The organism is Mesotoga sp. Brook.08.YT.4.2.5.2. (assembly GCF_003351125.1).
Classification (GTDB): domain Bacteria; phylum Thermotogota; class Thermotogae; order Petrotogales; family Kosmotogaceae; genus Mesotoga.
Map to the genome: position 1 here is coordinate 46485 of NZ_JPGZ01000053.1, position 11836 is coordinate 58320.

Annotated in this window: 13 protein-coding genes; all 13 read left to right on the plus strand. The window is 46.9% G+C overall.

What is annotated here, in order from left to right; genetic code table 11:
* The first annotated feature begins 36 nt into the window (after window positions 1-36).
* The 13 genes from Q502_RS12890 to Q502_RS12950 all read left to right on the plus strand — a co-directional run bounded on the left by Q502_RS12890 (window position 37) and on the right by Q502_RS12950 (window position 11674).
* Complete coding sequence (locus Q502_RS12890) at window positions 37-1005, plus strand: ABC transporter substrate-binding protein (RefSeq protein ID WP_099830470.1); 969 nt, start codon at window positions 37-39, stop codon at window positions 1003-1005.
* A gap of 83 nt (window positions 1006-1088) precedes the next feature.
* The gene (deoC, locus tag Q502_RS12895; protein ID WP_099830471.1) at window positions 1089-1784 is read left to right on the plus strand and encodes a deoxyribose-phosphate aldolase; all 696 of its coding nucleotides are present in this window, start codon (window positions 1089-1091) and stop codon (window positions 1782-1784) included.
* A gap of 14 nt (window positions 1785-1798) precedes the next feature.
* Window positions 1799-3322, plus strand: coding sequence for a sugar ABC transporter ATP-binding protein (locus Q502_RS12900; protein WP_102818708.1), 1524 nt, complete (start codon window positions 1799-1801; stop codon window positions 3320-3322).
* A 1-nt stretch (window position 3323) separates the two neighbouring features.
* Window positions 3324-4316, plus strand: coding sequence for an ABC transporter permease (locus Q502_RS12905; RefSeq protein ID WP_103135007.1), 993 nt, complete (start codon window positions 3324-3326; stop codon window positions 4314-4316).
* A gap of 6 nt (window positions 4317-4322) precedes the next feature.
* Complete coding sequence (locus Q502_RS12910) at window positions 4323-4727, plus strand: VOC family protein (RefSeq protein ID WP_102818709.1); 405 nt, start codon at window positions 4323-4325, stop codon at window positions 4725-4727.
* A gap of 27 nt (window positions 4728-4754) precedes the next feature.
* On the plus strand, window positions 4755-5687 hold the full coding sequence (locus Q502_RS12915) for a ribokinase (RefSeq protein WP_102818710.1): 933 nt from the start codon (window positions 4755-4757) through the stop codon (window positions 5685-5687).
* Complete coding sequence (gene xylB, locus Q502_RS12920) at window positions 5684-7213, plus strand: xylulokinase (RefSeq protein WP_114794178.1); 1530 nt, start codon at window positions 5684-5686, stop codon at window positions 7211-7213. Before Q502_RS12915 ends, xylB begins: the two co-directional genes overlap by 4 nt.
* Before the next feature lie 44 nt (window positions 7214-7257).
* Window positions 7258-8007 carry a GntR family transcriptional regulator gene (locus Q502_RS12925; RefSeq protein WP_099830477.1) on the plus strand — a complete coding sequence of 250 codons (750 nt, stop codon included), beginning with the start codon at window positions 7258-7260 and terminating at the stop codon, window positions 8005-8007.
* Window positions 8008-8021: 14 nt separating this feature from the next.
* Window positions 8022-8423 (plus strand): D-ribose pyranase, encoded by a 402-nt coding sequence (gene rbsD, locus Q502_RS12930; protein WP_102818711.1) that lies wholly within the window; start codon window positions 8022-8024, stop codon window positions 8421-8423.
* Window positions 8423-9076 (plus strand): orotidine 5'-phosphate decarboxylase / HUMPS family protein, encoded by a 654-nt coding sequence (locus tag Q502_RS12935; protein ID WP_258394243.1) that lies wholly within the window; start codon window positions 8423-8425, stop codon window positions 9074-9076. Before rbsD ends, Q502_RS12935 begins: the two co-directional genes overlap by 1 nt.
* Window positions 9073-9633 carry a 6-phospho-3-hexuloisomerase gene (gene hxlB, locus Q502_RS12940; RefSeq protein ID WP_099830479.1) on the plus strand — a complete coding sequence of 187 codons (561 nt, stop codon included), beginning with the start codon at window positions 9073-9075 and terminating at the stop codon, window positions 9631-9633. The genes Q502_RS12935 and hxlB overlap by 4 nt, the downstream gene beginning before the upstream one ends.
* 14 nt (window positions 9634-9647) lie before the next feature.
* A complete protein-coding gene (locus Q502_RS12945; protein ID WP_102818713.1) occupies window positions 9648-10634 on the plus strand; it encodes an aldo/keto reductase in 987 nt (328 codons plus the stop codon).
* 11 nt (window positions 10635-10645) lie between these two features.
* Window positions 10646-11674 (plus strand): zinc-binding dehydrogenase, encoded by a 1029-nt coding sequence (locus Q502_RS12950; protein ID WP_099830481.1) that lies wholly within the window; start codon window positions 10646-10648, stop codon window positions 11672-11674.
* Window positions 11675-11836 lie beyond the last annotated feature (162 nt).

Consider the following 11836-nt stretch of genomic DNA (forward strand, 5'->3'; position numbering starts at 1 on the left):
TATGTACAGAACAACCATATAAGGAGGGTTTTGCTTATGCGTAAAGTACTTATGTTACTCGTTATGGCTTCTATCCTTTTCGGAGCCACTCTAGGTTTTGCAGTTTACGAAATTGCCTTTATAGTCAAGGCAACGGATTCTGACTTCTGGCAGTACACAATTGTGGGTGGCAAGAATGCCGAACACGATCTCCAGGGACTAGTTAACGTCACGGTCTACGGACCTCCGTCCGAAGCCGATATCGATCTTCAGATATCCATACTCGAAGATGTTGTTAACAAGAAGCCTGATGCAATAGTCATCTCTTCTACAAGTTCAGAAGCTCCTTCTCTGATTCTGGACGAAGCATACAAACAGGGAATTAAGATAATTCTCATCGACAACTTCGTCTATGATACTGGTTTCAATTCATTCCTCGCAACGAACAACGCTGTTGGTGGAGCGGCGGCAGCCGACAAGCTCGTTGAGGCTCTAAAGGCTAACAACAAGCCTCTCGACGGAAAAGTTGGTTTGATTAGCGCCATGGCTGGTGTCCAGGTTCTTACCGACAGAGACACTGGTTTCATCAACAGACTGAAGGAGATCGCACCCAATCTGACAGTTCTTCCGACGATCTATGTTGACAATGACATTTCTAGAGCAGCCAACGCAGCAGAAGACCTTTTGATAGCCCATTCCGACCTGGTTGGTTTCTTCGCTGACAACAACCACACTGGTATCGGTGTTGCGAGAGTTATCGAACAGAGAGGTCTAGAGAACCAGATAATGGCCGTTGCTTACGACTCGGATCCTCTGGAAATCGAGGCACTTGACAGCGGAGCACTTAAAGCCCTTATCGTTCAGGACCCCCATGGTATGGGATATAAGGGTGTTATGTACGCCTTCATGGCAATTCACGGCGAGCCTCTTCCCGAATACTATGACACTGGTGTCTATATCATCACCAAGGACATTCTTGAAGAGTCTATGGAGATACTTGATCCATTTTCTAGAAAGAGGTATTGATTCTTAAGTTGTTTAAATGAACACGATGGGCAGCGAAAGCTGCCCATTTTCAGAATTTTTGGCCACATGGAGGTAATTACTAGATGAAAAACGAGCTGGCTTTCAATAGAAGATTTGATAATACCTTGCTTAATCCCGAGGCTAGGTGGGAAGATATCGAGAAGTTCGTTGATGAAACGCTGAAGTACAACTTCAGAAATGTCGTTGTACCTTGGTATGCTATCCCCACGTATGTAATAGACAAAGTGCAGGGAACGGAAGTTGGGATTAACGTAGGGCCGGGGGGCTTTCCGCTCGGGATGGTTCCCACAGATATGAAGATGAGGGAAGTAGAGTACTACCTTTCCCTGGGAGAAACAGTTACTGATTTCGATATTGTGATCAATGTTTCCGCTGTGAAGTCGAATAAATGGGATCTCGTTGAGAGAGAGTTTGTAGTTCTTTCTGAGAGAGTGAAGAAAGGAAACAGAATCTGCAAGTTTATAATAGAGACCAGCAGACTCACAGAAGATGAAATTGTGAAAGTCTGTGAACTTATAGTTGATGTGCCAACAATAGATTTCGTTAAGACCGGGACTGGTTTTGGCCCAAGAGCAACGTCTTATCGCGATGTTGAACTAATAAACTCTGTCGTTGCCGGCAAGAAGAAGATCAAGGTTTCCGGTGGTGTTAGAACCCTTGAGCATGTTGAGAAATTCATGGAGCTGGGAGCGACCGTTTTCGGCTCAAGTGCCAGTGTTTCAATTCTCAAAGAGTATGAGAAGAAATACGGGAGCTAAAGGAGTGCGATGGCATGCCTGATGAAAAGACTGTAATCGAGCTTGAAGGGATAAATAAGAGTTTCCCTGCTGTTAAGGCTCTTGACGACGTCTCCCTCTCCGTCAAGAGTGGTGAAGTAAGGGGTCTTGTAGGAGAGAACGGAGCAGGTAAATCAACTCTGATAAAGATAATTACAGGAGCTTACACGAAAGATTCGGGGACCATGATCTTCGAGGGAAGCGAAGTGACCAGGAACTCTCCTCTGATTTCCAAGGCACTCGGGATATATGCTGTCTACCAGGACGTTATGGTAACGCCCGATCTTACCGTTGCGGAGAATTTCTTTCTTGGACAGCAGCCCATGATCGGTCCATTTGTCAACTGGAGAAAGATGTACAAAGAATCCAAGGACTTTCTTGATGAAATAGGGTTGGATATAAACGTTCACAGAAACATCAGAGAGCTAAGTATAGCCGAGAGCGAAATGATAACTATTGCCAAGGCGCTATGGCAGAAATCGAAACTGGTCATTTTCGACGAACCCACTGCCGTTTTGACAAGGAACGAAACGAAAATTCTGTTCAGGATCATTAGAGATCTAAAAAAGAAGGGGACTGCGATTATCTACATTTCCCATAACCTTGAAGAGGTCTTCGACATCTGCGATACGGTGACGGTTTTGAAGGACGGAGCTACAGTTGGAACATATACCACAGAGGAACTTGAAGATGTTGAGAAACTAATCCCCCTAATGGTTGGAAGATCGATAGAAGAAATGTACTATAAGAAAGATACGGAACCCGGCGAAGAACTTTTGAGAGTAGAGAATCTCTCCGGCGACAGATTTGAGAGTATCTCTTTCAAAGTAAGGGCCGGCGAAGTGGTCGGACTTTTCGGTCTTGTCGGTGCAGGAAGAACGGAAATAGCGAGAGCTATTTTCGGAGTCGACAACCGAAGTGAAGGACGTATCCATGTAAGGGGTTCAGATGTTCCAATCAAGAATCCTAAAGATGCATTGGTACACGGAATCGGTTATCTGCCGGAAGACAGAAGAAAACAGGGGATATTCTTGCAGCAGGATGTTGATTTCAATATAAACATAATCAATTTTGACAACACTATGACGGGTCCTCTAATCAACTATCGGAAAGCACACATGCAAGCAAGAGATTATGTCGACAAACTCTCCATAAAGATCGGGAGCATATTCCAGAAAGTCTCTGAGCTGAGCGGTGGAAACCAACAAAAGGTTATTATCGCGAGATGGCTCTGCAAGAACACTGATGTACTGATATTCGATGAACCGACTGTCGGAATCGACGTTGGAACTAAGTCTGAAATCTACAAGTTGTTCGGAGAGATTCTGGCATCCGGAAAGGGAATTATTCTAATCTCTTCCTATCTTCCCGAACTAATGGGAATGTCTGACAGAATCTACGTAATTTCGAACGGAAAGATGGCAGCCGAGGTAGAAAAGAAAGACTTCTCAGAGGAGCATCTCTTGACACTGGCAATGAAGAACCTTGTTTCGAAAGAAAAGATAAAGGAGGCAGTCTGAAATGGCTGGAAAGAGGGATAGAAAGGCTTTTACCGAAAGAAACCTTCTGATAATCTTAGTTGTGATGTGGGTCTTTCTGGCCATCGCAACAAAAGGAAACTTCTCGTCATGGGCTAACATTACGAATTTGATCAGGCAGTCCTCGATAAACGGTGTTGTTGCGATAGGAATGACTTTGATTATCATCACTGGAGGTATAGATCTATCTGTTGGTTCTATAGTAGGTCTCAGCGGAATGGTATTCGCGATATTCACTTCCACAAGAGGAGAGTTCCAGTTTCCGACCTTTGTAGGAATACTTATCGCTCTTGGAATAAGTGCGTTGGTAGGGCTGATAAATGCCGTGGCGGTTCATGACGGAAAAGTGCCTGCCTTCATAGCAACGCTTGGTATGATGACGCTTGTAAGAGGCGTTGTTATGTACATCTCAAGCGGGAGAATGGTTACCGGTGTTCCTACTGAGTACAGGCAGTTTGCAGTTGCCGAATTTCTCGGGATACCGGCCCTGGCATGGACGTGGATCGTTCTTGCAGCTTTTATGATGTTTGTGTTGAAGTATACGAAATTCGGAAGGAATCTGTATGCCATAGGAAGTAACGAGGAGGCAGCCAGACTATCCGGTATCAATATCCGACTTAATATGTATTCCTTCTACATCGTTGCTGCGATTTTCAGTGCTATAGCCGGTTTGATGCTCGGAACGAGAATGGCTGCAGGAGTACCAACTGGAGGAAACGGCTACGAGCTGGACGCTATAGCCTCGGTCGTCATCGGCGGAGCCAGTCTTAGTGGTGGAGTCGGTACTGTTCTTGGTACGGCCATGGGTGCCCTGATAATCCAGACGATCAGAAATGGCGGTAATCTGCTAGGAGTAGATCCCTTCATAATGCAGATTGTCATCGGAGCGATTATCATACTAGCAGTATTCTTCGACCAGTTTGTGAAGAGTAGAAAGAAGGGCGAAGGTCTGAAGAAACTCTTAAAAAAGGCGTGATAGATAATGAAGATAAACAAGTTCTTTCATGTGGCAGTAGAAGTCCCCGATCTCAATGAAGCGCTGGAGTTCTATACAGGTCTTCTTGGGTTGAAACTGGTTAGCAGAGAGAAGCTTCCTGAAAAGAAACTCGAAGTCGCATTTGTTGCCGGCGAGGGTTGTGAAATCGAGCTTATGTGTTATGAAGATAGCAAAGAGAGGGAATTTGCTCCCGAATCACAGTCTCACTTTCAGCACCTCTCTTTTGTTGTGGATGACATTGAAAAGGCAATGGATTACCTGAAGAGCAACGGCATTGAACTCGAATCGCCCGATCCCATCCCGGTTTTTGACGGAAAAATCTTCTACAACACGTTCAAGGGTCCGGGCGGTGAATTGCTGGAGATCGCTGAAGAGAAGAGACCCAGATAGAATCATTAGATTGCTTGGAGGTATCAAATGAATAAAGTGACGGTATTCGGTAGTTATGTCATGGATCTCACTACCCTTTCTCCCCACATTCCCGTTGTAGGAGAGACTGTCTTTTCCGGTCCATTCAAGATGGGCCCCGGAGGCAAGGGATTCAACCAGGCTGTGGCTGCCAGAAAGGCTGGATCTGATGTCAAGTTCATGACGAAGATCGGCAAAGACTTGTTTGCTCCATTTGTCAAGAATGCATTTGACAGATTTGGAATTACTAAGGAGTATCTTCTCGAGTCGGATACTGCCGGAACCGGTGTCGCTCTGATAATAGTAGATGAGAACAACGGAAACAACGCTATTGCAGTTGCACCGGAGGCATGCAATGAGTTGACTATTGATGATGTAAAAAGGAATAGAGATATCTTCATTTCTTCCGATGTTTTTCTTACACAGTTTGAAGCAAATCTCGACGCAACTTATGAGGCGATAAAACTCGCCAGGGACTCCGGGGCAAGAGTCTTGTTAAATCCCGCACCCGTAAAGGAATTTGATCATTCGATCCTCAAATATGTCGACGTTATTATGCCAAACGAGATAGAGGCCAGCCTAATGACAGGGATCCCCCTCGACGGCATGGATTCGATAGAGGAAATAGCATCTGAATTGAAGAAGTCGGTGGACACTGTGCTCATAACTCTCGGAGGAAAGGGGGTCTACTGTCCATCGGTCAATGGAGGGCTTGTCCCCGCCTGCAAGGTGAAGACTATCGATACAACCGGAGCTGGAGATGCATTTGCCGGCGTTTTTGCGGCATATCTCTCGAGGGGAGAGGGATTGGAGAGAGCTATAGACTACGCCCGTGCCGGGGCGGCCATTTCCACTACTAGATTCGGTACGTCTCCTTCAATGCCGGAAAGGGAAGAAATCGAAGCTCTGGTGATGGAGATAACTGGGGGCTATAGGAAATGAAATACGTCATTGCATACGATCTGGGAACTACCGGGAACAAGGCGACACTCTATGGAGTGGACGGAAAACTCCTGGCGAGTTCCTTCTCAGGTTACAAGACCTATCATCCCGGTCCGAATCAGGTAGAGCAAGATCCTCTGGAATGGTGGGAGTCCGTAAAAAAAACCACCTCGGAGCTCATCGCCAGGGCTGCTGTCAATCCCGAAGAGATAGTCTCTATAAGCTTCAGCGGACAGATGATGGGAGCCATCCCCGTGGACAAGGACGGAAAGCTTCTTAGAAGAGCCATCATATGGGCCGATCAGAGAAGCGTCGAACAGTCGGAAAGGCTTGAAGACGTCGGCAACGATTTCGTCTACAGACTTACCGGATCGAGGATAACGCCTACTTACTCCGGTCCGAAGATTGCCTGGATAAAAGACAACGAACCTGAAATATACAACAAGGCACATAAATTCCTGAATGCGAAGGATTACATCGTCTCCAGATTCACCGGAGAGTTCGGGACTGACCATTCAGATGCGTCGATGACGCTTCTCTTCGATATCGAGAATCTGAAGTGGTCGGAAAAACTCGTTGAGGTTCTCGGACTTGATATGGAGAAACTTCCTGCCGTGACCTCCTCAACGAATGTCGTCTCAAAGATTCTTCCGAAAGTGGCTGAGGAACTTGGACTGTCGAAGAAGACTCTAATAGTCCGCGGCGGCGGAGACGGCGCCTGCGCCTGCCTGGGAGCAGGGATTGTCAGTCCAGACGAGGCTTATCTCTATCTCGGTTCGTCGAGCTGGGTCAGCACATGCTCCACGGAACCGCTCTTCGACGAGAAGTCGAGGACATTTAACTTCGCATATCCCATTGAGGGTTTCTATTGCCCGACTGGAACAATGCAGGCCGGGGGAGCTTCGTATCACTGGGCTAAGGACGCTCTCTGTCAGCACGAAGAAGAGAAGGCAAAGGCACTTGGGCTGAGCGCCTTCACTATTATGGACGATCTTGTTGACCAGACCAGACCCGGAGCGGGAAACCTAGTCTTCCTGCCTTATTTGCTTGGGGAGAGAAGCCCGAGGTGGAACATAAATGCTAGAGGCGCCTTTATAGGACTGTCCTCGACACATAGAAAGGCCGACATGTTGAGAGCGGTACTTGAAGGAGTTGCCTTCAACCTGAAAATAGTCCTCGATATTCTCGAGACTAAGGGGAAATTCGACAAGATTCGTCTTATCGGCGGAGGAGCAAAAGGAAGGAACTGGAAACAGATTGTGGCCGATATCTTCGGTAAGACGGTTACGGTACCTGAGTATCTTGAAGAGGCAACGTCAATGGGAGCGGCCATTATTGGGGCTGTTGGAGCCGGAGAGATGACGTTCAAGGAAGCGTCTACTTTTGTGAGGGATGTTCAGTTCATCGAGTACAACCCAGAGAATCACAGGTACTACGAAAGGCTTTTCGAAGTTTTTGATAAGGCCTACGGTTCTCTCATAGAGACCTATGAAGACCTTGCCAAACTGAGACAGTATTCGAATTAGCCTATTCGTTTCTCGAGTACCGTAAAGAAGGATGTGATTTCATCATGCTTTTCAATGCAGATAGAAGAATAGCCCTTGATAGAGCAAGTCCGGTTCCACTATACTACCAGATTTATAGAATAATTTCGGATTATATGAAGGAACCAGGCGCCGTTGGAAGGAAACTTCCAACGGAAGAAGCAATGATGAAAGTCTTTGATGTCAGTAGGGCGACCGTGAGGAGAGCCTTGCAGGCTCTGGAAAGCAGCGGTCAGATCTCCAGATCCCGCGGAAAAGGGACGATAGTCACGAACAGTGCTTCGCAGGAGCAGCTTACGACCATCAGGAGTTTTACCGAACAGATGAGGCTCGAGAACCATGTGCCGATAACGAAGGTTGTTGAGGTAAAAAAAGTCAAGGCCGGTCCGGAAATGGCAAAAATCCTCCATGTCTCGGAAGACGAAGAGTTGCTTCATGTTACCAGACTGAGGGGAAATGAGTCTTATTTTCCCCTTGCTCTATTCATATCCTTTCTCACTTCTCGCTCGAACCTCACTGGAGAAGAGAACTTCGAGGGTTCACTATATGAACTTATGAGAGAAAGGGGAACGGCCGTTGTTGAAGGAGACGCGATAATCGAGGGGAGGCTCGCAGAAGGAAGAATTGCGAAACTCCTGAAGATCGAAGAAGGGGCACCGATACTATACTACGAGAGAGTCGGTTGTGCAGCCAATGGCGAACACATGGAACTGGTGCAATGCTGGTATGAGGCTACACACTACAAGTTTCGAATACATTTGACTACTAAGATTTGAAGGGAGAGATGATCATGAAGAAAAGTGGAATTCTGAATAAGGAGATATGCAATCTAATTGGTTCGATGGGCCACACAGACCTTCTGGTAATATCTGACTCCGGATTGCCTATTGCTTCAAACAGATACAGGATAGATGTAAGTATTGTAGGCGGAAAGCCAGGGGTATTCGATGTGCTGGATCCCATTCTTGAAGAGCTGGAGATCGAGAAGGTCATCTTTTCGGAAGAGATGAAAACCGTGAGTCCCAAGTGTCTCGAAGAGACTATGAAGCATCTACCCGAAGGTATAGAAGTGGAATTCGTTCCTCATGTTGAATTCAAGGAACTGACAAATACAAAATCAAAGGGAGTAATCAGAACCGGGGAGCAGATACCTTATTCCAGCATCATTCTCGTCGGCGGGGTAACCTATTGATGATACTTCTACAGCTCGCAAACGATACCCATGTCAAGTCCGATTTCATTCGCACTGCCGAAGAAGTTGCAGATTACATAGATATCATAGAAGTCGGGACCCCTGCTATTCTTGCCCACGGCACGTCGCTGGTTCGAGAGATTAGCGATAGACTCCCCGATCATACTATTCTTGCAGATATGAAGATCGTTGACGGAGGATATGTCGAGGCGGTCATGGCTTTTGAGAATGGGGCCGATATAGTAACGGTTTTGGGATTTGCCTCTTTCAAGACGATTTCAGAGGTGAGAAGAGCGGCAGACGAATTTGGTGGAGAAATGATGCTTGATACGATCGAGATCTCCGATCTCGAATCATTTGCGGAAAAGGTATCTCCACTGTCGCCTGAGTATGTCTGCGTTCACACTTCTGCCGATCTGAGCGGTGTGGGGGAGAGCATGCATCTGCTCGAATATGCGAAAAAGATAGAAATTATAAGGAGAGTCCTTCCGGAGACAAAGATCGCCGTTGCGGGTGGGATTTCTTCCGACAATCTCTCCCATGTCTTCCCGTTGAAGCCCAATGTAGTGATCGCGGGACGATCGATCTGGGAAGCTGAGGACCCTGCAAGAGTAGCATCGGAGATAAAGAAGAGACTGGAGAAGGGCTCATGAAATTCGAAAGCACGCTTGACATTGTTATTGACGAGATAAGATCCGTCCTTTCGGGAGTTAAGGATTCATCGATCGAAGAGCTCTCCGAAAGTATTCTAAGGGCAAGAAGAGTCTTTCTCTTTGCAATGGGCAGGTCTGGTCTGGTAATCAAGGCATTTGCGATGAGACTAATGCATTTGGGATTGAAGGTCCATGTTGTGGGGGAAGTAACTACTCCTTCTTTGGGAGAGGGAGACCTCTTAATCATCGGATCCGCTTCGGGGGAGACTCCTTCAGTGGTTCTAAACTGCAAAAAGGCTCGAAAATTAGGAGCCGCAATAGCTTCTATAACTGCCAGCAAGGAATCTACAGTGGCGGGACATAGCGACATAGTCATTACAATCCCCACGAAGACACCCAAAGTGCCCGACAGGGCTGGTGTCTCTTCGGTTCAACCGATGGGGAATCTATTCGAACAATCACTGTTGATATTGACGGATATCATCGTAATGGACTTAATGGAGAGCTTGAGCATAGATTCGGAAATGATGTTCAAGAACCACGCAAATCTCGAATAAGGGAGGTTAGAAAATTGAAGTATAAAAAAGTGGAAAAGATAGAAGAGAAACTGTCGGCACTCGGTTACGGCTGTTGGGGAATTTCCGGTCCTTCTTTCTGGGATGGAACGACCGACGAAGACTCGATCAAGACGATCCAGAGGGCGATAAGCGGAGGAATAAACTTCTTTGATGTAGCGCCAGTATACGGTCTCGGACATGCAGAGGAGGTCCTCGGAAAGGCAATGAAAGGCTCTAGGGATAAGATCTTCATTGCAACCAAGTGCGGTCTTCTCTGGGACGATCAGGGAAGAACGAGAAACTGTCTCAAACCGGAGAGCATAAGAAGAGAGATCGAAGATAGTCTCCGAAGACTCGGAACGGATCATGTAGATCTCTATCAGCTACACTGGCCCGATCCAGAGGTCGAAATCGAAGAGACAATGGAGACTATGGTCGAGCTGAAGAAAGAGGGGAAGATCAGATACATAGGGCTGTCAAACTTTTCAATTCCCGAGGCAAAAAGGGCGATGACGGTTGGAGAGGTATGCAGCATGCAGGGTCTCTACAACATGCTCGAAAGGAATCCAAAGAGCTACCACAATATTCCGCTCGATTACAGAGTCGAAAAGGAAGTCCTTCCCTTTGTTCTGGAGAATGGAATGGCCTTTCTGCCATACAGTCCGCTCTTCCAGGGACTTCTGGCTGGAGCGATAAGCGACAAGAAGAAGTTCAGCGAACACGATGTACGGGCAGCAAATCCGAAGCTGAATACACCTGAGTTCAACAAGTACTTCGAAGTCGTCGTAGAACTGAACAGGCTGGCGAATGAGATAGGGAAGCCTCTGAGTCATATAGCCATCAATTGGCTTATCCGAAATGAAGCGGTGACATCGGTTATAGCCGGTGCCCAGAAAGTCGAGCAGCTCGAAGAAAACCTCGGCGCTGTCGAATGGGATATGGATGACGGATTATACGAAAGGATAGAAGAGATAATCTCTAATTCCAATTTGGAGCTCTAGGGGGTGTCTATGTGAAAGCCGCGTTTGTAAAATCACCATTCAAATTCGAGATCCGTGACGTAGATCTTCCCTCTCTGAAACCGAATGACGTGTTGCTTAAGATAAAGGCCTCAGGAATCTGCGGGACAGATCTTCACACAGCTAGAACGGAAGCCAAAGACTGGCAGACTTTCGGCCACGAGATAGTCGGCATTGTGGAACAGATCGGTTCAAATGTCGAAAATGTGGAAGTCGGCCAGAGCGTACTGGTAGAGAGCGGCTCCTTTTGCGGGACATGCGAGGACTGTAGAAACGGGCGAGTCGATCTCTGCCATGACAGAGCACCTAACGTCTTTATAAGAGCCGAGAGAGAAAATCTGACCATGGGCTTTGCCGAGCAGGTAATAATCGATAAACAGAATGCGGTGCCATTCGAAGGAGTTCCGTTCGAAGAAGCTTCTCTCGTCGAGCCAATGGGAGTAGCGCTCGATCTGACATACACTGTCGATCCAAAGTTCAACGATGATGTCCTTGTCGTTGGTCTTGGTCCCATAGGTCTCATGGCCGTTCAGATAGTCAAGGCCATGGGAGCGAGAAAGGTCTTCGTTGCCAATCATTCCAGATCTAAGATAAGGATAGATGTTGCAAAGAGCTTCGGAGTGGAGGATGTCATACTCGTCGACAAAACCCCGATTGGCTCCTACAGATTTCCCAAGGGCGGCGTTGATAGAGCTCTTGTCACCGCACCTCCTTACGTAATCCCCGAAGTGCTCGATGTCATGAATTTTGGAGGAGTCGTCGGCTTCATAGGAATCGATTACGGCGAAGGCCGCTTCATAAAGTTCGATGCAAACAAGTTCCATTTCAACAAACTTCAGTTGAGAGCCTCCCACGCAGTTCCAGCTCTGTACTTCCCCAGATGCATCGATATGATAAAGAGCGGAGCTGTAAATGTGAAGCCTTTGATAACAGACACCTTCAAGCTGGAAGAAATCGGTGAGATGATGGTCAAGGCGGAAAATGAAAGAGACAAAGTAATAAAGGCAGTCATGATTGATTGAGTATAGTCTGAACGGCCCGCCAAGACGGCGGGTCTTTTTCTTTGAGATCAAAAAACCTCGTATTCACCCCCCAGGGGAATTGGACAAGTAAGTTAGGAATAGTAGACTAAGAAGGGGTGAATATGGATGAAGCATCCGAGAGGCAAGCGTTATGATCCTGAG

Coding starts and splice junctions, on each gene's coding strand:
- Q502_RS12890 (WP_099830470.1), top strand. CDS start 37: ATGCGTAAAGTACTTATGTTACTCGTTATGGCTTCTATCCTTTTCGGA.
- deoC (WP_099830471.1), top strand. CDS start 1,089: ATGAAAAACGAGCTGGCTTTCAATAGAAGATTTGATAATACCTTGCTT.
- Q502_RS12900 (WP_102818708.1), top strand. CDS start 1,799: ATGCCTGATGAAAAGACTGTAATCGAGCTTGAAGGGATAAATAAGAGT.
- Q502_RS12905 (WP_103135007.1), top strand. CDS start 3,324: ATGGCTGGAAAGAGGGATAGAAAGGCTTTTACCGAAAGAAACCTTCTG.
- Q502_RS12910 (WP_102818709.1), top strand. CDS start 4,323: ATGAAGATAAACAAGTTCTTTCATGTGGCAGTAGAAGTCCCCGATCTC.
- Q502_RS12915 (WP_102818710.1), top strand. CDS start 4,755: ATGAATAAAGTGACGGTATTCGGTAGTTATGTCATGGATCTCACTACC.
- xylB (WP_114794178.1), top strand. CDS start 5,684: ATGAAATACGTCATTGCATACGATCTGGGAACTACCGGGAACAAGGCG.
- Q502_RS12925 (WP_099830477.1), top strand. CDS start 7,258: ATGCTTTTCAATGCAGATAGAAGAATAGCCCTTGATAGAGCAAGTCCG.
- rbsD (WP_102818711.1), top strand. CDS start 8,022: ATGAAGAAAAGTGGAATTCTGAATAAGGAGATATGCAATCTAATTGGT.
- Q502_RS12935 (WP_258394243.1), top strand. CDS start 8,423: ATGATACTTCTACAGCTCGCAAACGATACCCATGTCAAGTCCGATTTC.
- hxlB (WP_099830479.1), top strand. CDS start 9,073: ATGAAATTCGAAAGCACGCTTGACATTGTTATTGACGAGATAAGATCC.